At 74.5% G+C, this 21359-nt stretch carries 24 protein-coding genes; 13 read left to right on the top strand and 11 right to left on the bottom strand.

What is annotated here, in order from left to right:
* Positions 1 to 21 precede the first annotated feature (21 nt).
* Both ACWGSR_RS17575 and ACWGSR_RS17580 read left to right on the top strand, forming a co-directional pair.
* The gene (locus tag ACWGSR_RS17575; protein ID WP_453567302.1) at positions 22 to 1287 is read left to right on the top strand and encodes an MFS transporter; all 1266 of its coding nucleotides are present in this window, start codon (positions 22 to 24) and stop codon (positions 1285 to 1287) included.
* Positions 1287 to 1604: a cupin domain-containing protein gene (locus tag ACWGSR_RS17580; protein WP_366378772.1), complete on the top strand. Its 318-nt coding sequence runs from the start codon at positions 1287 to 1289 to the stop codon at positions 1602 to 1604. The genes ACWGSR_RS17575 and ACWGSR_RS17580 overlap by 1 nt, the downstream gene beginning before the upstream one ends.
* 21 nt (positions 1605 to 1625) lie before the next feature.
* Here the strand turns inward: ACWGSR_RS17580 and ACWGSR_RS17585 are convergent, their stop codons facing one another.
* A complete protein-coding gene (locus tag ACWGSR_RS17585; protein WP_453567304.1) occupies positions 1626 to 2135 on the bottom strand; it encodes a tetratricopeptide repeat protein in 510 nt (169 codons plus the stop codon).
* A 169-nt stretch (positions 2136 to 2304) separates the two neighbouring features.
* Between ACWGSR_RS17585 and ACWGSR_RS17590 the strand changes: the two genes are divergently transcribed.
* Positions 2305 to 3915 (top strand): extracellular catalytic domain type 2 short-chain-length polyhydroxyalkanoate depolymerase, encoded by a 1611-nt coding sequence (locus ACWGSR_RS17590; RefSeq protein ID WP_453567306.1) that lies wholly within the window; start codon positions 2305 to 2307, stop codon positions 3913 to 3915.
* A gap of 120 nt (positions 3916 to 4035) precedes the next feature.
* Here ACWGSR_RS17590 and ACWGSR_RS17595 read toward each other — a convergent pair whose 3' ends face one another.
* A complete protein-coding gene (locus ACWGSR_RS17595) occupies positions 4036 to 4521 on the bottom strand; it encodes an SRPBCC family protein (RefSeq protein ID WP_376236420.1) in 486 nt (161 codons plus the stop codon).
* A gap of 212 nt (positions 4522 to 4733) precedes the next feature.
* On the opposite strand from ACWGSR_RS17595, the gene ACWGSR_RS17600 reads away from it, so the two are divergent.
* The 6 genes from ACWGSR_RS17600 (at position 4734) to ACWGSR_RS17625 (ending at position 9169) form a co-directional block, all read left to right on the top strand.
* Positions 4734 to 5351, top strand: a complete 618-nt coding sequence (locus ACWGSR_RS17600; protein ID WP_376236423.1) for a PadR family transcriptional regulator — start codon at positions 4734 to 4736, stop codon at positions 5349 to 5351.
* A gap of 102 nt (positions 5352 to 5453) precedes the next feature.
* Positions 5454 to 5903, top strand: a complete 450-nt coding sequence (locus ACWGSR_RS17605) for a peroxiredoxin (protein WP_376236426.1) — start codon at positions 5454 to 5456, stop codon at positions 5901 to 5903.
* 149 nt (positions 5904 to 6052) lie between these two features.
* Positions 6053 to 6451, top strand: coding sequence for an SHOCT domain-containing protein (locus ACWGSR_RS17610; RefSeq protein WP_453567309.1), 399 nt, complete (start codon positions 6053 to 6055; stop codon positions 6449 to 6451).
* Positions 6452 to 6567: 116 nt separating this feature from the next.
* The gene (locus ACWGSR_RS17615; RefSeq protein ID WP_366378765.1) at positions 6568 to 7011 is read left to right on the top strand and encodes an RrF2 family transcriptional regulator; all 444 of its coding nucleotides are present in this window, start codon (positions 6568 to 6570) and stop codon (positions 7009 to 7011) included.
* 72 nt (positions 7012 to 7083) lie between these two features.
* Entirely contained in the window at positions 7084 to 8271 is a 1188-nt protein-coding gene (locus ACWGSR_RS17620) for a globin domain-containing protein (protein ID WP_453567311.1), read from the top strand.
* A 130-nt stretch (positions 8272 to 8401) separates the two neighbouring features.
* Positions 8402 to 9169 carry a rod shape-determining protein gene (locus ACWGSR_RS17625; protein WP_453567313.1) on the top strand — a complete coding sequence of 256 codons (768 nt, stop codon included), beginning with the start codon at positions 8402 to 8404 and terminating at the stop codon, positions 9167 to 9169.
* A gap of 285 nt (positions 9170 to 9454) precedes the next feature.
* On the opposite strand, the gene ACWGSR_RS17630 is transcribed toward ACWGSR_RS17625, so the two are convergent.
* The 4 genes from ACWGSR_RS17630 to ACWGSR_RS17645 all read right to left on the bottom strand — a co-directional run bounded on the left by ACWGSR_RS17630 (position 9455) and on the right by ACWGSR_RS17645 (position 13103).
* Complete coding sequence (locus ACWGSR_RS17630; protein ID WP_453567315.1) at positions 9455 to 10240, bottom strand: polysaccharide deacetylase family protein; 786 nt, start codon at positions 10238 to 10240, stop codon at positions 9455 to 9457.
* A 228-nt stretch (positions 10241 to 10468) separates the two neighbouring features.
* Positions 10469 to 10846: a hypothetical protein gene (locus tag ACWGSR_RS17635; protein WP_376236439.1), complete on the bottom strand. Its 378-nt coding sequence runs from the start codon at positions 10844 to 10846 to the stop codon at positions 10469 to 10471.
* Between the two features lie 201 nt (positions 10847 to 11047).
* Positions 11048 to 12445, bottom strand: a complete 1398-nt coding sequence (locus ACWGSR_RS17640; RefSeq protein WP_453567318.1) for a DUF6397 family protein — start codon at positions 12443 to 12445, stop codon at positions 11048 to 11050.
* A 244-nt stretch (positions 12446 to 12689) separates the two neighbouring features.
* The gene (locus ACWGSR_RS17645) at positions 12690 to 13103 is read right to left on the bottom strand and encodes a roadblock/LC7 domain-containing protein (protein ID WP_366378759.1); all 414 of its coding nucleotides are present in this window, start codon (positions 13101 to 13103) and stop codon (positions 12690 to 12692) included.
* Positions 13104 to 13255: 152 nt separating this feature from the next.
* Between ACWGSR_RS17645 and ACWGSR_RS17650 the strand changes: the two genes are divergently transcribed.
* A complete protein-coding gene (locus ACWGSR_RS17650; protein WP_376236444.1) occupies positions 13256 to 13681 on the top strand; it encodes a PPOX class F420-dependent oxidoreductase in 426 nt (141 codons plus the stop codon).
* A 92-nt stretch (positions 13682 to 13773) separates the two neighbouring features.
* Here the strand turns inward: ACWGSR_RS17650 and ACWGSR_RS17655 are convergent, their stop codons facing one another.
* The 5 genes from ACWGSR_RS17655 to ACWGSR_RS17675 all read right to left on the bottom strand — a co-directional run bounded on the left by ACWGSR_RS17655 (position 13774) and on the right by ACWGSR_RS17675 (position 19126).
* Complete coding sequence (locus tag ACWGSR_RS17655) at positions 13774 to 14391, bottom strand: GTP-binding protein (protein ID WP_376236446.1); 618 nt, start codon at positions 14389 to 14391, stop codon at positions 13774 to 13776.
* Positions 14372 to 14788 (bottom strand): DUF742 domain-containing protein, encoded by a 417-nt coding sequence (locus ACWGSR_RS17660; RefSeq protein ID WP_376236449.1) that lies wholly within the window; start codon positions 14786 to 14788, stop codon positions 14372 to 14374. Before ACWGSR_RS17660 ends, ACWGSR_RS17655 begins: the two co-directional genes overlap by 20 nt.
* A gap of 13 nt (positions 14789 to 14801) precedes the next feature.
* Entirely contained in the window at positions 14802 to 15236 is a 435-nt protein-coding gene (locus ACWGSR_RS17665) for a roadblock/LC7 domain-containing protein (protein WP_376236451.1), read from the bottom strand.
* Entirely contained in the window at positions 15233 to 18211 is a 2979-nt protein-coding gene (locus tag ACWGSR_RS17670) for a nitrate- and nitrite sensing domain-containing protein (protein WP_453567321.1), read from the bottom strand. The genes ACWGSR_RS17665 and ACWGSR_RS17670 overlap by 4 nt, the downstream gene beginning before the upstream one ends.
* A 78-nt stretch (positions 18212 to 18289) precedes the next feature.
* Positions 18290 to 19126 carry an MHYT domain-containing protein gene (locus tag ACWGSR_RS17675; protein ID WP_453567325.1) on the bottom strand — a complete coding sequence of 279 codons (837 nt, stop codon included), beginning with the start codon at positions 19124 to 19126 and terminating at the stop codon, positions 18290 to 18292.
* Between the two features lie 196 nt (positions 19127 to 19322).
* Here ACWGSR_RS17675 and ACWGSR_RS17680 point away from each other — a divergent pair, with 196 nt between their 5' ends.
* From ACWGSR_RS17680 to ACWGSR_RS17690, 3 genes are all read left to right on the top strand, one after another.
* Positions 19323 to 19928, top strand: a complete 606-nt coding sequence (locus ACWGSR_RS17680; protein ID WP_453567327.1) for a class I SAM-dependent methyltransferase — start codon at positions 19323 to 19325, stop codon at positions 19926 to 19928.
* Between the two features lie 146 nt (positions 19929 to 20074).
* Positions 20075 to 20392, top strand: a complete 318-nt coding sequence (locus ACWGSR_RS17685; protein ID WP_376236462.1) for a hypothetical protein — start codon at positions 20075 to 20077, stop codon at positions 20390 to 20392.
* 96 nt (positions 20393 to 20488) lie between these two features.
* Positions 20489 to 21349, top strand: coding sequence for a hypothetical protein (locus ACWGSR_RS17690; protein ID WP_453567329.1), 861 nt, complete (start codon positions 20489 to 20491; stop codon positions 21347 to 21349).
* The last annotated feature ends 10 nt before the right edge of the window (positions 21350 to 21359 follow it).

The following is a 21359-nucleotide window of genomic DNA, read 5'->3' on the forward strand; positions in this document are numbered from 1 at the left end:
AGCCCCTACGGAAGAGGTTCCGTGGCTCCGTCCGCACGCCCCCTCGCACCGCCCACGAACGTCCCGCTCCTCGCCGTGGCGGGGGCGGTCGCCGTCGCCAACCTCTACTTCCCGCAGCCGCTGCTCGCCGCCGTGGCGCGCGGGCTGGACGTGCCGGAGCGGACGGCGGGCCTGATCACCCCGGCCGCGCAGTTCGGGTACGCGTTCGGCATCCTGCTGCTCGTGCCGCTCGCCGACACCGCGCGGCTGCGGCGCCTCACCTCGGTGCTGCTCGCCCTCACCTGTGCGGCGCTGCTCGTCGCCGCGGCGGCGCCGGACGTCGTCACCCTCGCGCTCGCGACGCTCGCGCTCTCCACCACGACGGTGCTGCCGCAGATCCTCACGCCGGTGGCGGCGGTGCTCGCGGACCCCGGGCGGCGGGGGCGGGTCGTGGGCCTGGTGGGCCTCGGCCTCACCCTGGGCTCCACCCTGTCCCGTACGGTCTCGGGGGCCGTCACCGACGCGACCGGCACGTGGCGGACGGCCTACGTGGTCGCCGCCGCGGCGACGGCCGCGCTGCTGTGCTTCCTGCCGCGCCGGCTGCCCGAGCGGCTGGGAGCGCCCGGCGAGCGTGGCGGCGGGTCGTACGCGAGGCTCCTGGCCGGGCTCCCCCGGCTCCTCGCGGCCCACCGGGAGCTGCGGGTCCCGGCGCTGCTCGGGGCCTGCGTCTTCGCCGCGTTCAGCGTCTTCTGGGCGGTGCTCGCCTTCCACCTGGCGTCCCCGCCGCTCGGGTACGGACCGGGGGCCGCCGGTCTCTTCGGGGTGCTCACCCTGCCGGCGGCGCTGCTCTCGGCGGGGGCCGGGCCGCTGGCGGACCGGTACGGGGCGGCGGCCGTGGGCGCCGGGGGCCTGGTGTGCGCGGGGCTCGGACTCGCGGTGGCGGGCCTGCTGCCGTACTCCCCCGCGGCCCTGGTGGCCGGGGCGAACCTGCTCGTGGTGGGGGTCGGCTCGTGCCAGGTGGCGAACCAGGCCAGGATCTTCGGGATCGGCCGGGCGGTGGCGGCCCGGGTCAACACCGTCTTCATGCTGGCCACCTTCGGCGGCGGGGCGGCCGGGTCCCTCGCCGGGACGTGGCTGTACGCGGCGTACGGCTGGACGGCCGCGCTGTTCGCGGCGGGGGCGTGCGTCGCCGTCGGCGGACTCGTCCTGGTGACGGCCCGGGTGCGGCCGGCGGTCCCGACTTGCGTCCCCGTCGGCACGCGGGAGGCTGGGGTCATCCACCCGGGCACCCCGCAGGGAGAGACATGATGCTGGACCTCACCGCCCTCGCCGACGAGCACCTGGCCGCGGCCCGCACCGCGCCGCACGGGCGGAGCGCCCATCTGGTGATGCACGACGGAGTGCTCCGGCAGACCGTCATCGCCCTGACGGCGGGCACGTCCCTGGACGAGCACAACGCGCCGCCCGCCGCGAGCCTCCAGGTGCTGCGGGGCCGGGTGAGCCTCACGGCGGCCGACCGGGCGGAGGAGCTGCGGGCGGGCACGCTCCGCATGATCCCCAAGGAGCGGCACGGGCTCACCGCCCTGGAGGACGCGGTGGTCCTCCTGACCGCCGTGAACGACTGACCCGGGCCCCGCCGCACCCGGTCATCCGGTCGCGTCGAGGTCCTCCGCGTAGTGCTCGATGGCCGGCCGGTACGCGCGGACGGACGGGTCCTCGCTGGTCCCGGCGAGCAGGCGCAGCAGCAGGGCGACCGACTCGTGGTGCCGGCCCGTGTTGTAGAGGGCCATCGCGAGGAAGGCGCGCAGGGAGCCGTCCTCGGGGAACTCGGCGACCGCACGGGTCAGGAGGGCGACCGCGTCCTCGTACCGGCCGAGCACCCGGTAGGTGCTGCCGAGGCCGAGGAGGGCGCCGCGCCGGTCGTCGGGCACGAGCCGTCCGGAGGCGTCGCCGAGGGCCTTCTCGTAGTACGGCACGGCCTCCGCCTCCAGGCCCAGGACGTCGTGCGCCCAGGCCGTCTGGTAGGCGACCCCGGCGTCGTCCGGCCACCGGGCGGAGAGCGCGACCAGCCGCTCGCGGGCCTCTTCCCGACGGCCCCCTTCGCGCAGCGCGACCGCCTCGGCCAGCAGGCCGTCCTTCTCCTCTTGGTGCTCCATGGCGCCATCCTCGCAGCTCGCGACGGAGGCCCCGGCACCGGCTGCCAGGTGACGGGCCGCCATAGCGGACCGGCCGGATTGTGGCGTCCTCACCCATGGAGGACGGCTGCGGGAAGCCCGTAGCCTCCCGGCCGATCCCCCGTCAGGAACGAGCCGCCCGGGAGCCCCCATGCGTTCACCCCGTCCCGCCCGCTTGCGCGGGCCACGCCGTCTCGCGGCGCTGCTGCTGTGCGCCGCCGCGACCCTCTTCCCGACCGCGAGTCCCGCCGGGGCCGCCGCTCCCCCGCCCGTGCCCGGCACGCTCCGGGGGTACGACATCGGCTCCGTGTTCAGCGCGGGCGTCTCGTCCGGCGGGTACATGGCCACGCAGCTGCACGTGGCGTACTCGGGGACGTTCGAGGGCTCCGCGGTGTTCGCCTCGGGTCCGTACGACTGCGCCCGGGGTCAGCTCGCCACGGCGCTCAACGCCTGCATGGACACCACGCAGAACCTCCAGCTCGCCGCCCTGGAGCAGGCCACCCGCGACCGGTCCGCGCAGGGGCAGATCGATCCGGTGGCGAACCTGGCGGGCGACCCGGTGTACGCCTTCAGCGGGTCGGCGGACACCACGGTGAAGCGGCCGGTGGTGGACGCGCTCTCCGACTACTACGGGCGGTTCGGCGCCCGGGTCCGCCACGACCGGTCCACGGCGGCGGGCCACGCCTGGATCACCCCGCTCGGCCCCAACTCCTGCGGGGTGACGCAGACCCCGTTCCTGAACAAGTGCGGGACCGACGCGGAGGGGGCGCTGCTCGGGCACCTCTTCGGGTCGGTCGCGGCGCCCGGTTCCGGGACGGGCGGCTCGCTGATCCGCTTCGACCAGAACGCGTACGCGCCCGGCGGTTCGGCCTCGGCGATCTCGATGGGCGCGGAGGGCTTCGCGTACGTGCCGAGGTCCTGCTCGGACGGGGCGCGCTGCCGTCTGCTCGTGGCGCTGCACGGCTGCAAGCAGGGGTACGCGTACCAGGGCTTCGGGACCCGGTTCGTCGAGGGCGCCTACCTCAACGAGTACGCCGACACCAACGACATGATCGTGCTGTACCCGCAGGCGGCGGCCACGGGGACGCTGGAGAACCCGAACGGGTGCTGGAACTGGTGGGGTTACCTCGGTGACACGGCCTACGCCCGGCACGGCGGGAAGCAGATCGAGGCGATCATGGGCATGGTGCGGGCGCTGCGCGGCACCGGGACGCCGCCCCCCTCGTCCGACCGTACGGTCCTGACCAGCACGGACGCCGAGGACGGCTATGTGAAGGCGGCGGCGGACGGTTCGGGGGCGGCGGTCGGCACCCTGGAGGACGCGTCCGGGCTCGCACTGGGCCGGGGCACGGACGGGAAGGTGAACCGGACGGTGGTCTCCTTCGACACCTCGCGGATCCCGGCCGGCAAGGAGATCTCGCGGGCCTGGCTGACCGTCACGCGGTCGAGCGGCTCGGGCGACCCCTGGGCCTCGCCCGCGGGGAACCGGCTCCTGGCGGACGTGCGGACGGGCTGCTTCGGCGGGTGCGCGGTCGAGCCGGCGGACTGGTCGGCGCCGGCCTCGGTGGCGGGCGGGGCGCGGATCGACGCGTTCTCGTCCGGGAGCGCGGTGTCGACGGACCTGTCGGCGGAGGCGGTCGCGGCCTTGAACCGGGGCGGGACCACCCAGTTCCGCCTCGGGTTCGCGTCGGCGCCGGCCGGCACGGCGTACCTCTTCGTGAACCGGGACGCGCCGGTGACGCTGACGGTCGAGTACCGGTGACCGGCGGGGGTTCGCCGTCGGGGTTCGTTCAGGGGGCCGGGCCGAGGCCGCCCCGTCGCGGGTCCGGGATCCGCGGCGGGGCGGGGCCCGGTCCGACGGGTCGCGGGGCGGTCCACGGGGTCAGCGGGGTGGCTCCGGGAGTTCCTCCCCGGTCTCCAGAAGGGACTTGAGGCTGGAGATCAGCGCGGGCCAGCCCTCGCCGAGCAGCTCCTTGACGGGACCGTCGGGCGCCAGGTCGTCGTGGGTGACCGTCAGTCTGACCGTGTCGCCCGACGGTTCGATCTCGAAGGTCGCCCGGGACCGGGGCTCGGCGGCGAGGCGTTCGTACACGTCGTGCCCGAGGCCGACGGCGTCCGCCCAGGCCGGGGTGAAGGTGTGCCAGGTGTACGAGAGGAGGCGGCCGGGCTCGGCCCGGAGGACCACCTGCTCGGGATCGGCCGTCCTGCGGCCGCCCTCCTCCCAGACCATGGGGGCGCCGGGCGTCCAGTCCGTCTCGAAGGCCACGCCCCAGTAGCGGCGGGTGAGCTCCGGGTCGGTGAGCGCCTTCCAGAGCTCGTCGGGGGTGGTCCGGATGTAGGTGGTGTAGACGAACGTGTCGCTGCCCATCGCGCTGCCCTCGGATCTGCTCCCCCGCGGCTTCCCCTCCCCTCCAGCCTAGGCGGGCGCCGGAGGTACGTGCCAGCGAGAGCGCCGGACCCATGTGCCGGCGAAGGACTCGTGGCCCCCGCCGGTCCCCGCCCGTCTCCATCGGTGCGATGATCCTTCTTCCGTTGAATAGGTGCGGAAGAAACTATTCAACGGACTGCTAGCGTGTCCGGATGTCCCTCAAGCACGCCGTCCTCGCAGCTCTCCTGGAGGGCGAGGCCTCCGGATACGACCTGGCCAAGATCTTCGACGTGTCCGTCGCCAACTTCTGGGCCGCCACCCCGCAGCAGCTCTACCGTGAACTCGACCGGCTGGCGGAGGCCGGTCTGATCACGGCCCGTGTGGTGGAGCAGGAACGGCGCCCCAACAAGAGGATGTTCAGCCTCACGGAGACGGGCAGGCGGGATCTGGCCGCCTACACGTCGACGCCTCCGCGCCCGAGCGCCGTCCGTGACGAGCTGCTGGTCCAGGTGCAGGCCTGCGACGAGGGGGACACCGCGGCCGTCCGCGCGTTCGTGGCCCGGCGGATGGAGACGGCCCGGACGAAGCTCGCCCGCTACGACCGCCTGCGGGAGCGGATGCTCGCCGGCCGGGACGAGGAGACGTACCTGGAGGAGGCGGAGCGCATCGGGCCGTATCTCACGCTGATGCGCGGCCGGTTCTTCGAGGAGGAGAACCTGCGCTGGGGCGCCCGCGCCCTCGCCGTGCTCGACCGGCGCGTCGCCGCGGAAGCCCGGGAAGGGCGGGAAGGGACGGGGCGGGCCGCGGCCGAGGCGGCACGGGGAGCGTGACGGGACCCGAGGGGTGACCGGGGGTCCTACTCTGCGGTAACGTCACCGGCCGGCCGCCGGAGGCTCCGGCGGCGCATCGGGACGGATCGGGGACGGACCTCCATGAACGTCGGTGACCTCGTCGAGGACTTCAGCCTTCCGGACGAGACGGGTACCTCTCGCTCCCTGACCGGGCTGTTGGCCGAAGGGCCGGTCGTCCTCTTCTTCTACCCGGCGGCCCTCACCCCGGGCTGCACCGCCGAGGCCTGCCACTTCCGCGACCTGGCGGCCGAGTTCCGCGCCGTCGGCGCGCTGCCCGTCGGGATCAGCTCCGACGGGGTGGAGCGGCAGCAGGAGTTCGCCGAGCGGCACTCCCTCGGATATCCCCTGCTGTCCGACCCGGACGGTGTCGTACGGGAGCGGTTCGGCGTCAAGCGCGGCTTCTCGCTCGCGCCGACCAAGCGGGTCACGTTCGTGATCGGCCGGGACCGGCGGGTGCGGGAGGTCGTGCGCAGCGAGCTGCGGATGAGCGCGCACGCGGACCGCGCGCTGGCCGCCCTGCGCGACGCCTGAGCCGCGTCCGGCCCGCGTCTCCGCCCACGTGGGGGCGGGCGGCCCGCCCGTGCGGCGGGCCGCCACGACGTGCGGGGACGCGGCGCCCGGGTGAGACTCGCTCCAACGCCCGGCCGCTCCCGGCCGGCGCCGGAACGGAGCGTGCTGGCATGGACGACTACCCCCTCCTCAACCTCTTCTGGACCATGCTGTGGTTCTTCCTCTGGATCATGTGGCTGTTCCTGCTGTTCAAGGTGGTCACCGACATCTTCCGGGACCACAGCCTGCACGGCTGGGGCAAGGCCGGCTGGCTGGTCTTCTGCATCCTGCTCCCCTACCTCGGGGTGCTGGTCTACGTCATCGCCCGCGGCAAGGGCATGAGCCAACGTGACGTCAAGCAGGCGAAGGACAGCGAGGCCGCGTTCCAGGACTACATCCGCAAGACCGCCGGGACGCAGGGCGGCGGCGCGAGCGCCACGGACGAGCTGGCCCGGCTCGTGGACCTGAAGGACAAGGGCGCCATCACGGCGGAGGAGTTCGAGAAGGCGAAGGCCAAGGTGCTGTCCTGAGGTGCCGCCGCGACGACCGGGGCCGGTACCGGATGGGCAGGAGTCGGTGCCGGTGCCGGTGGGTGAACCCACCCCCTGAATACGCATATCGAATACCACTTTGATACGGTCGGACCGTGAAGCTGACGAAGTTCACCGACCTGGCGCTCCGTGCCGTGATGCGCCTGGCGGTCACCGCACAGGAGGAGTCCGTCACCACACGCGAGGTGGCGGAGTCGATGGACGTGCCGTACGCCCACATGGCGAAGGTGATCACCCGGCTCCAGCACCTCGGCGTGGTCGAGGCGCGACGCGGACGCGGCGGCGGACTCGCCCTGACGGAACGGGGCCGGCGCTCGTCGGTGGGCTGGCTGACCCGCACCCTGGAGGGCGAGGAGGAGGTCGTCGCCTGCGAGGGCGATCCGCCCTGTCCGCTCAGGTCCGCCTGCCGGCTCCGGGGCGCGCTCCGCGAGGCACAGGAGGCGTTCTACCGCGTGCTCGACCCGCTGACCGTGGCGGAGCTCGTGTCCTCGCCGACCGGCCCGCTCCTCCTCTCCCTCTCCCCCCGCCCCACCCCCTGACCGCGCGCGTCACGAGCGCGCGCCTCCTTCCGCCTTTAAATAGGTAGATGATCTACCAGATTAGGAGCCCCCATGCTGTCCGAGCAGGCCGTCCCGGTCGTCCGCGCCACCCTGCCCGCCGTCGGCGGCGCCCTGGACCGGATCACCGAGCGCTTCTACGGGCGCCTCTTCGCCGCCCACCCGGAACTCCTGCGCGACCTGTTCAACCGGGGCAACCAGGCCAACGGCGAGCAGCGGCAGGCGCTCGCGGGCTCCATAGCGGCCTTCGCCGTGGCCCTCCTCGAACACCCGGACCGGCGCCCGGACGCGATGCTGGCGCGGATCGCGCACAAGCACGCCTCGCTCGGGGTGACCTCCGAGCAGTACAAGGTCGTGCACGAGCACCTCTTCGCCGCGATCGTGGAGGTCCTCGGCGACGCGGTGACGCCCGAGGTCGCACGCGCCTGGGACGAGGTCTACTGGCTGATGGCCAACGCGCTCATCGCCGTGGAGGCCCGGCTGTACCAGGAGGCCGGCGTCACCGAGGGCCAGGTCTGGCGCTCGATGGAGATCGCCGAGCGGCGGGAGGAGACGGCCGACACGGTCTCGTTCGTCCTGCGCCCCGCGGACGGGAGCCCCACGGCGGCGTTCCGGCCGGGCCAGTACGTGAGCGTCCGGGTCGCCCTGCCCGACGGCGCCCGGCAGATCCGCCAGTACAGCCTCTCCTCCGCTCCCGGGCGCCCGCAGTGGCGGATCACGGTGAAGCGGGTCGACGGCGACCCGGCGGGCGAGGTCTCGTCCTGGCTGCACGCCCACGCCCGCGAAGGGGACGCGGTGGAGGTGTCGGCCCCGTTCGGCGACCTGGTCCTGCCCGAGGGCGACGGGCCCCTGCTGCTCGCCTCCGCCGGGATCGGCAGCACTCCGATGCTGGCGATGCTCGACCACCTCGTGGAGACCGGGTCGGCCCGCCCCGTCGTGGTCGTGCACGCCGACCGCGCCCCCGCCTCCCACGCGCACGCCGCCGAACTGCGGCGCCTCGTGGACGCGCTGCCGCAGGGAACCCTGCACCTCTGGTACGAGGAGCCGGGCGGCTCCGGCGCCCTGCCGGGCCGCGCGGACGTCGCCGGGCTCGACCTGCCGGCGGGCACGACCGCGTACCTCTGCGGGCCGCTGCCCTTCCTGCGGGCGGTGCGCGGCGACCTCCTCGGCCGGGGCACCGCCGCGGCCGACATCCACTACGAGGTCTTCGGCCCCGACCTGTGGCTGGGTACCGAAAGCTGAACCTCCGCCCCCGGTATTCCTTCGATCCCCAAGCAGCATGGCATCTTTGCTACGGATACTGCATAGTGATGTGCCATATCGGCCTCGTATTCAGCGGGTCCGGGAGGAACGGACGGAAGCGACGGAGACGATGGGATCGTTCGGGTCAGCACACGGCGGCCGAGGCGCCGGACGGCCGGTGCGCGGGATCGCCCTCGACATCGGCAGCTCCCGGACCCGCGCCTGGGCACCGGGAGCGGGCGTCTTCGCCGACGTTCCCAGCGGTCCGGTGCTGCGCGGCCGCGTGACCGATCCGGACTCCCAGCTCCGGCTGCTGCGGAGCCTGACGGCCAGGGCGCCGGGCGGCGACGGTGACGACACCGTCGTGATGCTGACCCACCCGGTGCTCGCCGGCCGGAAGGAGCGGGAGGCGGTGAAGCGGGTGGTGGACGGTCTCGGCGCGGTACGGGTCTTCGCCGTGGACAGCGCCCGCGCGGCGGCGGCCCACGCGGCCCCACCCGGCGACGGCCCGCTGCTCGTGGTCGACCTCGGCGCGCAGTTGACCGAGGTCACGCTCGTCGTGGACGGCCTGGTCGCGGACGCCCGGCTCGCCGAGGTCGGCCTCGACGACCTCCCGGAGTCGGGGAGCGCCCCGGACTCGGTCGCCGGGACGGCCGCCGACCTGGTGAGCGACCTGTGGCGGCGCGACCGCACCGGCGCCGTGCGGGGGGCTCTGCGCCGCGGCGTCCTGGTGACGGGTGGTGGCGCCCTCCGCCTCGACGTGACCGGTCGACTGGCCCATCTGCTCCGGGCCCGCCTGCGCCTGGCCAACGACCCGTCGACCAGCGTCGTCCGCGGCGCGGGTCTGATGCTCAGCTCCGCCCTCCGTCACCCGACCGCCCCTCCTGCCCGGATCTGACAGCGGCCGGGGTGGGGGGACCCCCTGGAGGGGGAGAGGGACGGACACGACAAAGCCCCGGTTGGACGGGGGATTCCAACCGGGGCCGATCGCCGTGACGGGCGAAGGGCGGTCACCTCTCGGGGGGGGACCTTGGGGACCGGGCCCCTTCGCCGTCACATACGTATGAACGGTAAACCTTTCCCGAATGTTCCGAGAGTTCCCGAGTGGGCGATGTGAGCCACCTCACCCGTTTTCGTCAGTGCTCGGCAGCGCGTCGCGAGGCCGGTGGCCGCGGCGGGCCCGTCAGTCCTTCTCGGGGCGGTAGACGGTGCCGGGTTCCGCCTTCCCGGGGGCGAGGAGTTCCGGCACGGTCACGAAGGTGAAGCCCCGCCGCTTGAGCTCGTCGATGATCGGCGGGACGGCGGGGACCGTGCCGTCGTAGATGTCGTGGAGCAGGATGATCCCGTCGCCGTGCGCCTGTTCGAGGACACGCTGCTCGATGAGGGCCGAGTCGTCGGTCGAGTAGTCCTTGGCCGTGATGCTCCACAGGATCTGGGCGAGCCCGAGTTCCCTGCTGACCTCGGACACGGTGTCGTCGGTGCGGCCCTGCGGCGGGCGCATCAGAGTGGGCTTCCGGCCCGTGATCCTCTCGACGGCGTCCTGGGTGCGCGACAGTTCCTCGCGGACCCCGGCGGCGTCGAGATCCGTCAGGATCCGGTGCGTCCAGGTGTGGTTCGCGACCTCGTGCCCTTCGTCGGCTATGCGCTTGACCACCTGGGGGTAGCGGTCGACGTGCTTGCTGCCGAGCAGGAAGAAGGTGGCGGGGACCTGCTTCTCCTTGAGGATGTCGAGGAGCCCGGGGGTGTCCTTGCCCGGCCCCGCGTCGAAGGTCAGCGCGATGCACTTGGCCTTCGCGCAGTCGACGCGACGGCCCGTGTCACCGGGCTTGTCGTCCGATCCGGCCTCCTCCCGCGCCTCCTGGGGAGTGAGCGGGTCGACGCCGCAGCCGCTCAGCGTCATCATCAGCGACGCGGCGGCCAGCAGGGCGACGGCGGTTCCCCCGCGTCGGCGCAGCCTGGATCGGAACATGGTGGAACCCGCTTTCCCCGGTGACGTTCGACAGGGCCGCGGCCGTCGCCTGGTCAGGGCGGGCCGTGCGACCGAACATGCACACTACACAGGGTGTATACCGGGGACAGCAGGGGGGTCGCACGCCCGTTCGCGGGCATGCGGGAGCCCCGGGAGCACCCGTCCGCGTCTCCCGGGGCGTCCTCCGGCGGTGCCTCCGACAGCGGTGGCGCGCTGCGGCGCCGCCGCTCAGCGGGAGGCGAGCAGCAGGCGCGCCTCCTTCTCCTGGTCACCGGAGACGGTGTGCCGGGACTGGACGTCGAAGCCCGCGGCCAGGACCTTCTCCACCTCGTCGACGGCGTGGTAGCCGCCGGTGAGCGTGACGCCGACCATGGCGGACAGAGGGGCCGGAGACGCTTTCCGGTGCTCCCCTCCGGCCGTGTCGAACGTGGCCGTCCAGACGGTGGGGGACGGCCCCGTCGCCGCCTGCGGGCCGGATGTCGCCATGTCCTCCAGCCGGTAGGCCGCGTCGAGGACGTCGAACACGGCCTGGGCGTCCTCCCGGCCGCAGTCGCTCAACTGGACGGTGACGTCGGTGTCGATGTGCAGGTCGTACACGTCGCTCATCTCCTCACGGCCCCCCGGTCGCCGGTGACACCTCGCGTCCCTCGTGCAGGGCGCTCGTCGCGCCACCTCTCCAGCATCCCTCCGGGGGCGCCGCTCCGCGAGAGCCGTCGGGCGCTCGGCCGCGCCCGGCGCCCTCCGCGACGGCCTGCCGCCCGGCTGCCCGGCCCGTGCCCGACCGGACCGGCATCGGGGCGGTGCCCATCAGGGCCACGACACCGGGCGCCTCCGTCGCCGGGCGCGCGTCTCACCGCCCGCCCTCCCCCGGCGGAACCGGTCGAGGAACCGGGTGCGGGCCGGACGGGAGGGCCGATGAGAGGCCGGTTGGACGACCTCCGACCCTGACCCAGGCTCCGCCGCCGCCCGCGCCGCCGCTTCCCCCCACGTCGCCGCCCCTGCCGCCAGCGGTGGTTCCACCCTCACAGAAGAGCCCCCCGCTTCCGCCGTCCCCGATGGTTCCGGCTCCCGCCGGGCAGCCGACGGCGGGGGCGCCGAGAAAGGTCGCGCCGTCGGGAAAGGCTGGGCCGTCGGGAAAGGCTGCGCCGTCGGCAGAGACCGGGACCGGGCCGACAGGGCCCGCGGGCCGCCGCGGACCACCACCGGAACGGCCCACGGGTCCGCCGCCCCGGGTCGTACGGAAGGCGTCGCGCCGGACCGTACGGAAGGCCCGGCGTCGGACCGTACAGAAGGCTCGGCATCGAACCGTACGGAAGGCCAGGCGTCGGACCGTACAGAAGGCCTGGCGTCGGACCGTACGAAAGGCTCGGCCTCGATCCCCCGGCCGGTCGGGGCGGTCGGCGCGGCCGCGGCGGCCTCTCCCGGATACGGGGCCGGGCACGCGGCCCGCGCCTCGTCCAGGGCGAGCGCCAGGCTCAGCCGGTGCCAGAGGATCTCGTCCGGGTCGTCGGCGCGCGTGAGCCGCTCGGCGAGCTCCCGCGCGGCGGCGGGCACCGGCATTCCGGGCGGTGACGGCGGACGCAGCCGGTCGAGGTGGGCGCGTTCGTACGGATCGTCCACGACCTCGGCCACCTGGAGCGGGTCCAGCAGGGAGGCGACGGCCGAGGCCCGCGCCCACGGGTCGCCGGCGGCCCGGAGCAGCAGGGCGAGCCGCCGCGCCCGCCAGTTCCTCGGCCGCAGGTCCTCTCCCGCGGCCAGACGTTCACGGAGCTCCAGCGGCAGCCGCCCCGCGAGCAGCGCAGGGCAGGCGCGGCCGAAGTCGGCGACCTCCTCCGCCAAGTACGTCCACACCACCGCCCGGTAGCGGTTCAGCGAGAACCGCACCGGGCTGAGGTGGCCCGTCCGGACCAGCCTGGTGAACCGCTCCGGGGTGATCCCGAGGAGTGCGGCGGCCTCCCCGGTGCCCACCGCGCGCACCCGGTCGCGCAGGCCGGCGGGGAAGTCCGGCGCGGCCTTGAGGCGGTCGAGCTCGCACCGCTCGACCTTCCGCCGCCCGCCTTCCCCGGCCGGCACCGTCCGCACCAGGCCGAGCTGGGCCGCGAGCCGGAACTCGTCGCGCTTCAGATCCAGTTCCCGCGCGGCGTGCGCCGGCGTCACCGTGCGCGCCCCTGCGTCCGCCGTCCTCTCCCGACCGTCCACCGTCATCACGCGGCCCTCCCCCGTACGTCCGTACTCTCCGTGGCGCGGATCCGTCCGACCCGCCGAAGAGAACGTAACGCAGAGTGACGAAACCTGCACCACCTGTGGAAAACCGTCTGTGGACAACCCTTGCCAGCACACCGGCAATCGGCAGCACACCGGCAAGGAGCACGGCGAGGGACAGCGGAAGGGGAGACCGGGCAGAGTGACGGAGGACCGGGGCAGAGCGACGGAAGACCCGGGCAGAGCGTCAGAGCGGGCCGTCACCCGGATGGCCGGGCTGCCGCGCCTCCACTCCGAGGTGCTCGCCGACGCGGTTGACCAGCAGTGTCATCTCGTACGCCACCTGGCCGACGTCAGCCTCGGCCGCGCTCAGGACGCACAGGCAGCTGCCCTCGCCCGCGGCGGTCACGAAGAGCAGCGCCTCGTCGAACTCCACCATCGTCTGCCGCGCCCGGCCCGCCTCGAAGTGCCGGCCCGAGCCCCGGGCGAGGCTGTGCAGCCCGGAGGAGACGGCGGCCAGGTGCTCGGCGTCCTCGCGCGCAAGGCCGTTGCTCGCGCCCGTCACCAGGCCGTCGTTCGACAGCACCAGCGCGTGCCGTATGTGCCCGACCCGCTGTGTCAGGTCGTCCAGGAGCCAGTCCAGTCCCTTGTTCAACGCCATCAGTGGTCCTCCCCCTGTGTGGTGCGTCCCCGTCGACCCGGATTCCCGTGCTCCCCGTGCCACCGTGGTCCGCGTGTCGGCGCAAGCCTTACGCACTGTCGTGGACAGGGCAAGCACTGCACCACGCCCGCGTGTGCCTCAGGATGGGAGGCATGACGAGGATGACCGAGGAGCAGTGGCGGGCCTTCGTGTCCGCGGGCACCCGCACCGGCAAGCTGGCGACCGTCCGGGACGACGGCAGTCCCCACGTCGTGCCGATCTGGTTCGTGCTCGACGGCGACGACTTCGTGTTCAACACCGGCAAGACCACGGTGAAGGGCCGCAACCTCGCCCGCGACGGACGGGTCTCCCTGTGCGTCGACGACGACACCCCGCCGTTCTCCTTCGTCACGCTGTTCGGGCGCGCCGAACTCGGCGAGGAACCCGACGCGTTGCGCCACTGGGCCACCCGCATCGGCGCCCGTTACATGGGTGAGGACCGGGCGGAGGAGTTCGGCGAGCGCAACGCCGTCCCCGGCGAACTCCTCGTCCGGGTGAGGATCGACAAGGTGATCGCCGAAGCCGGCCTCGCGGACTGAGGACCCGCTCGGACCGGACACCCGGCCCGACCGCCCCCGCGGCCGGAGCGGACATCCGGTCCCGCGATCCCGTGGCCCCGCCCGCGGCCCGCTCAGCCGACGGTGTCGAGGAGCCGGGCGGTGTGCATCCGTCCGGCGTACTCGACCAGGCGGATCAGCACCTCCTTCCCGGAGTCCCGGTCGCGCGCGTCGCACAGGACGACGGGCGTGCCCCGGTCCAGGTCGAGCGCGCGGGAGACGTCGTGCGCGCCGTAGGTACGCGCGCCCGTGAAGCAGTTGACGGCGACCACGAAGGGGATCCGCCGGTGCTCGAAGTAGTCGACCGCCGGGAAGCAGTCCTCCAGGCGCCGGGTGTCGGCGAGGACGACCGCCCCGAGCGCGCCCTGGGACAGCTCGTCCCACAGGAACCAGAACCGGTCCTGGCCGGGCGTCCCGAACAGGTAGAGGGAGAGCCCGGAGCGGATCGTGATGCGGCCGAAGTCCATGGCGACGGTCGTGGTGGTCTTCCGGTCCACGCCGCCGGTGTCGTCGACGAACTCCCCGGCCCGGCTGAGTCGTTCCTCGGTGCGCAGGGGCCGGATCTCGCTGACCGCACCGACGAGGGTGGTCTTGCCGACGCCGAAACCCCCGGCGACGAGGATCTTCAGGGCGAGGGCGGTGCTGTCCGCGTCGTCGTCCGCACCGGTTCTCTCAGAGTGCTCGTAGGCCATCGATTACTTCCCTCAGGATTCTTTCGTCGGGGAGCCGCGCGGGCGGCACGGGCCGGCTGACACGTACGAAGCCCGATTCGAGGAGGTCGCCGAGGAGCACCCGGACGACTCCGACGGGCAGGTCGGCGTCGGCGGCGAGTTCGGCCACCGACTGGGTCTCGGCCCGGCACAGGGCGAGCAGGGACCGGTGCTCGGGGCCGAGGAGGGACTCCTCGGCCGGTCCGGGCGGATCGTCGTCCACGACGACGAGGGCGATGAGGTCGAACCGCACGTTGCCGGGCCCCGGTCTCGTCCGGCCGCCGGTCATCGCGTACGGGCGTACGAGCGGCCCGGCGTCGGAGTCGTACCACCGGTCGCCCGGCACGGACGGGCCGCCGCAGGTGCTGTCCTCGTTCACGGGGTTCTCCGGGTCAGCCGGCGGCCGGCGGGGTCACCGCGAGGCGCGGCGGGGTGTGCAGGTGCTCGCCGACGCGTTTGACGAGACGGGCCATCTCGTAGGCGACGAGGCCGATGTCGGCGTTGGCGGAGCTGAGGACGGCGAGGCAGGAGCCGTCCCCCGCGGCCGCCACGAAGAGGAAGCCGTCGTCCATCTCGACCATCGTCTGGCGCACCCCGCCGGTGCGGAACTGGCGGCCCGCGCCCTTGGCGAGGCTGTGGAAGCCGGAGGCGATGGCGGCGAGGTGCTCGGCGTCCTCGCGCCCGAGGCCGCTGGAGGCCCCGACGGCGAGTCCGTCGCCGGAGAGCACCACGGTGTGGCGGACCTCGCGGACCCGCGCCACGAGGTCGTCGAGGAGCCAGTCGAGTTCGCCGGAGCGGTGGTGGGAGGCCCTCTCGTGGTCGATCATGCGTCGTCTCCTTCGGGGTGAGGGGCGTGCAGGGGTGAGGGGCGTCCGCCGTCGTGGCCCGTGCCGAGCGGGCGCCTGTTGCCCGGGGCCGTGCCGCCGCCCCGCCGCCAGCTGTCCTGATAGGCCGTCATCCGTTCCCGGACCCGTTCCGGGGTACGGGCGTCCGTGCCGGGTGCGGCCGGTGCGGGGACCGGCTCCTGGGCCGGGGCCTCGCGCAGCTGCGGGACGAGGCTCGCCTGCCGTACGCGGCGGGGCAGTTCGCCGTCGGGATCGCCGGGAGCACGGGGAGTGCCGGGAGCACGGGGAGTGCCGGGAGCACCGGGGCCGTGGGCCGGTGCTCCGGTCGGCTGCTCCCGCTGTTCCTGCTGCTCCTGCTCTTCTCTCCGCTCCCGCATCGGCGGCGGTACGGAGGTGCCGCGGGGGCGCAGGGCGGTGACCCCGGCGGGCACCTGCCCGGATCCCGACCACGGTTCCGGCCTCGGCTCCGACCCGGATCCCGGCCTCTGTTCCGGCCTGGGTCCCGACCCGGATCCCGGCCTCTGTTCCGGTCCGGCTTCCGGCCGCGCCGTGAGCGCGGGAACTGCGGTCGGGCGCGACAGCGGTCGCGGGCGGGTGGGCGACGGGATCCGGGGCAGCGGCGTCCGGGACCCGTCCGGCTGCTGCGGCGGGCTTCCGTGCCGCCCGCTCCCCTGCGGTCGCGGAGCGGCCCGGTGCGCGTCCCCGGAGTGGGCGGGGCCGTTCCGCTCCTCGGAGGGGCGGGGCGTTCCCGGGGCGTCCACCGGCGTGCCGGGGCCCGGCGGCAGCGCGCCCTGGAGCACGTCGGTGGGGAGCAGCACGACGGCCGTCGTCCCGCCGTAGGGAGAGGGCCGCAGGTGGACCTTGACGTCGTGGCGGGAGGAGAGCCGGCTGACCACGAAGAGGCCGAGCCGGTCGCTGTCGAAGAGGTCGAGGTCCTCGGCACGGGCGATGCGGGCGTTGGCCTCGGCGAGGCTCTCCTTGCCCATGCCGAGACCCCGGTCCTCGACCTCCAGGACGTAGCCGTTGCCGACGTGTTCGCCGCTGACGCGCACCTTGGTGTGGGGCGGGGAGAACTGGGTGGCGTTCTCGACGAGTTCGGCCAGGAGGTGGGTGAGGTCGGCGACGGCGCCGCCGACGACGGCCGTCTCGGGGAGCCGCGGCACCTCCACGCGCGCGTAGTCCTCGATTTCGGAGACGGCGGCGCGGACGACGTCGGTGAGGGGGACGGGCCTGCGCCAGGCGCGGCCGGGGGCGGCGCCGGAGAGGATGATCAGGCTCTCCGCGTGGCGCCGCATGCGGGTGGTGAGGTGGTCGAGCCGGAAGAGGTCGTCGAGTTCGCCGGGGTCGTCCACGCGGCGCTCCATGGCGTCCAGGAGGTCGAGCTGGCGGTGGACGAGGACCTGGCTGCGGCGGGCGAGGTTGACGAAGACGCCGGAGACGCCGTCGGCGAGTTCGGCGCGTTCGACGGCGGCGGAGAGGGCCGCTCGGTGGACGGTGGCGAGGGCCTCGCCGACCTGTCCGATCTCGTCCGGGGAGTCGGGCCCGGCCGGTGCTTCGGCGCGGATGTCGATCTCCTCGCCCGCGCGCAGTCGGCGCATGGCGGCGGGGAGTTCGCGGCGCGCGATGCCGAGGGCGGTGTTGCGGAGGCCGACGAGTTCGACGACGAGGCCGCGCCCGATCCGTACGGAGACGAGGAGGGAGGCCACGACGGCCACGAGGCCGAAGACCACCGCGGCGCCGCCGGTGGTGAGGGCGCCGCCGGTGAAGGGGTCGGCGCGGTCGGCCGCACCGGTGCGCGCGCCGGTCTCGATCGCGGTGAGTCCGTCGCGCACGGCGGCGAGGTGGGCGTCCCAGTCGGTGGAGGTGACCGCCCGGGCGGCGGGGCGGCCGGGACTCGCGGCGCGGATCCGGTCCTCCGCGCGGGTGAGCCGGGTGTGGTCGGTGCCGGTGGCGAGCCGGGTCCACGCGGCGCGTTCGACGGCGGGCAGGTCGGCGGTGGCCGAGGCGACGAGGGCGCGCCGGGTCTCGACGGCTCCGGAGAAGGCGCGCAGCCGGTCGGCGGTGAACAGGCCGGTGAGGTGGGCGGAGCCGAGGAGGGCGTCCTCGCGGGACAGCATCTCGCCCGCCCGGCCGAATTCCAGGAGTACGCGCGCGTCGGCTCCCCGTTCGGCGTCCTGGATGCCCGTGAGGGCGCCGCCGACGGCGAAGGCGGCGGAGATCGCCCCGGTGTACTCCGTGTACACCTGGTCCCAGTCGGCCCGCCCGTCGGCCGCGGCGGTACGGAGCAGGGCGAGGCCCTCGACCGTGCCGACGAACGCGCTCACCCGGTCGGCGACCTCGCCGGGCAGATCCCCGGTGTCGCCGACGGTGTGGGTCTCGTCCAGGCGGAGCCGGTCGACGGCCTCGTCCGTGCGGCGCATCCGGTCCCTGAGCTCGGCGGCGCGGTGGGCGCCGGGGGCCGCGACCTGGCGTACGGCGGCGCGCCGTTCGGCCTGGAGCGCCGTGAGGGCGGCCGACACGGGCTCGCGGACCTCGGCGTCGACGCGCTGGAGCTGGCGGAGCCGGGCGACGTCCTGGGCGGTGGTGACGGTGGCGAAGCCCCAGAGGGCGAGGAGCGAGACGACCGGGACCATCAGGAGCGAGACGATCTTGGCGCGGACCGTACGGGGGCGCGGGCCGGAGCGCGTGGCGGGCCGGACTCGGTCGTCGCCGGAGACGGAACGCTCCCCGGAAGAAGCGGCCCAGGAGGGGGTGGCGGTCCCTGCGGGGGCGGAGGGCCCGGCGGCGTCCGGAGGCGCGGCCGACGCCCCGTCGTCCGCGCGGCCGGCCGCCGGGAAGGACCCGGGGGCGTGCTCCTCCGGCTCGTCGGCGGGCGGCCCCGCGTGTGCGCGCCGCCCGCGCGCGGCTGTCGGCGGTGCCGGTACCCCGGCGTCCTTGGTCCTGCGGGGAGTTCGCATGGCCTCCTCGTTCCGGCTGCGGCTGTCTCTGGTGCGGTGGGACGGACGGGGGGCGGCTCGACCGGGAGAAGTACCGGCTCAGTGCGTACGGGGGCGGACGACTCCGGCGGCTCGGGGGCCGGGAGGCGCGACGGCGTCCTCCGGATGCCCGTCCGGTGCGGCGGGGTGCCCCGCGGAGGCGTACGCGGCACGTTCCCCGGCCGTCGGGGAGAGGGCGACGAAGGCGGCGGTGACGAAGAGGTACGAGCCGAGGCCGACGGCGAGCGGGAAGACGAACTGCATGACCGTGGCGCCGGGAAGGGCGGCACCGGAGGGGGCGACCTCGACGCTCACCGCGAGCATGCCGGTGTAGTGCATGCTGCTGACGGCCGCGCCCATGACGAGCGAGGCGACGGCCACGGCCGCGGGCGCGTGAATGTGCAGGGCCGCCCACAGCGCCGCGGTGGCGGCGACGACGGCGATGAGGACGGAGAGTCCGACCAGCAGGGGGTCGTACCGGACCTGACCGTGGAGCCGGAGGGCGGCCATGCCCAGGTAGTGCATGCTCGCCACGCCGACGCCCGTGGTCAGTCCGCCGATCAGCAGGGAACGGACCCGGTCGCCCCCGTGGCCGACGACGAACACGCCGACGCCGACGACGCCCATCGCGACGACGAGGCCGAGGACAGTGAGGGGAACGTCGTAGCGGATGTCGGTGCCCCTCACGCCGAATCCGAGCATCGCCACGAAGTGCATCGTCCAGATGCCGCTGCCGATCGCGGAGGCGGCGGTGAGCAGCCAGTTCCGACGCGACCGGCCGGTCGCGTCGAGCGCCCGCACGGTGCAGCGCAGTCCGAGGGCGGCGCCGACGCAGGCCATCGCGTACGACAGCACGGGGGTAAGCCAGCCGAAGGCGGCGTGGTCCAGGTGTCCCATGGCTCAGGGACGCTAGTGCGCACCGAGGGGCGCACCGGGGGCGCATTTCGAAAGCTGATGGAATGTGACAGAGAGCTGTCCCCGAACGATCGCGCCGGGTTCGAACGCTCACCCAGAAAGCCCGCGCCGAACGTTCACCCCTCCGGGTGGCCTACGTGCCGGACCCTCACCCCTCCGGGTACGGGATCATGGGCGCATGAGCGATGACCCCACACGCGTCCGAGAGTTCTTCGGTGCCCGCGCCGCCGGCTGGGACAGCCGGTTCCCCGACGACGGCCCCGCGTACGCCGCCGCCGTGGCCGAGCTGGGCCTGCGTCCGGGCGACTCGGTCCTCGACGCGGGCTGCGGGACCGGCCGCGCGCTTCCACCGCTCCGCGCCGCCGTGGGCCCCTCCGGCACCGTCGCCGGGGTGGACCTCACCCCCGAGATGCTCGAACGGGCCGTCCGGGCCGGACGCGACGGTGCGGACGGCGGGGCGCTGCTGCTCGCCGACGTCGGCCGGCTGCCCGTCCGTGACGGCGCGCTCGACGCCGTCTTCGGCGCGGGGCTCGTCTCGCACCTCGCGGACCCCGCCGCCGGTCTGCGGGAGCTCGCCCGTGTCGTACGGCCCGGCGGCCGGCTCGCGCTGTTCCACCCGATCGGGCGGGCCGCCCTGGCGGCCCGGCACGGCCGCGCCCTCACCCCGGACGACCTGCGCGCCGAGCCCCGGCTGCGCCCCCTGCTCGCCGGGGCGGGCTGGCGGCTCGTCGAGTACGTCGACGAGGACGCGCGATACCTGGCCCTGGCCGTCCGCGAGGGCTGAGCCGCCGACGGCTCCTCCCTCGGCCCGGCCCGGGAGGGCGTGCGCCCCGTGACCGGATGCCGGACACCGACGCGCCCTTCTGCGCCGGCGCTTCACTGTCTACGGTGGAACCGCCGGGCAGCCGTGCCCGGGAAAGGCGGCGGGCCGTGACGCAGATACCGGAAAGACTCCGCAGGCTCCTTCCCTTCGCCCGGAGGCCGCCCGGGGCCGCCGCGCCGACGACGGCGCGCCCCGCCCGGCAGGGGCACAACCTCTTCGAGGCGGCGGCGGTGTACGTGGCCGCGTGCACCGAGGACGACCGGGCACGGGCGGAGGAGGCCGCGAACCGCGTCTCCCCCGACGCGCTCTCCTTCGGTGTGAACGAACTGGCCTGCCGGGCCCTCGTCGTCCTCGCCCGGCAGCGGAACGAGTCACCGCTCGCCGTGGCCCGCTCGCTGCTCGGCCTGCGGAACGAACCCGTGTGACGCCGGACGGGCACGGGCCTTCCGTCGCGGGGAAACCCTCGACGCGTGGGTTACTCACTGGTTAAGGTGCGCCGACGACCTGATGGGGAGGCTGCCGTGGCTGGGACGGACCCGATCGCCGAGGGCGACGGCGACGCCGACGCGTTGTTCGTGCTGACCGCGGCGCTGCTGACGCCCGCGCGCTTCCCGAGCGTGCTCGGGGACGACTATCCGGCGGCCTGCGCGGCCCTGGGGCTGGCGCCGCACCCGGAGGGGTACGGACTCGTCTTCGGCCAGGACGGTCTGGGGGCGCGGTGGACGGTGGTCGTCGACGACGTGTCGCTGGTCGCCGTGGCCATCTCCTCCTGGGACTGCGGCATGGCCTACGACCTGTCCCCGGACGAGCGGTCCGTGGTGGCCGGGCTGCCGGGCTGGCCGCTCCCCGTGGCGACCTCCGCCCCGGGGGTGCCGGCCCCGCACGACCCCGAGCCCGAGGAGGGCGACCCCGCTCCGCTGACCCCGCCGTCGGGTGACGAGTGGGGCCCGGCCCAGCGCCGTCTGGGCGCCGATCAGGTGGCCCTCCACTGGACCGCCTGGCGGTCCCGGATGGGCGACGACGGCACGTATGCGGAGAGCGCCGAGGACACGGAGACGGCGAAGGCGGAGGACACGGAGACCGCTCCCGCCGGAGCCGCCGGGAGCGACCCGTACGACGGCGTCAGGAGGGTCCTGGACGAGCTGCACGCCTATCTGGGGGAGCCGCCGCCGTTGGGGCGGGTGCGGTCGGCCCCCGACGCGGAGGCCGGCGCGCGGCTGCTGCGCGCGGACGGTCCCGGCTGGTCGTTCGTGGCGAAGGCCGACGACATGGCCTTCGTCCTGCTCGACGAGGTGCCGCGCGAGGTGCTGCCGGTGGCGCGCGGCGAGAGGCTCCCCGCGCTCCTCGAAGGCCTCGACGCGATGGCCGTGCGCCCGGTCTGAGCCGGCACCT

The sequence above is a fragment of the Streptomyces sp. NPDC055632 genome (assembly GCF_053618675.1).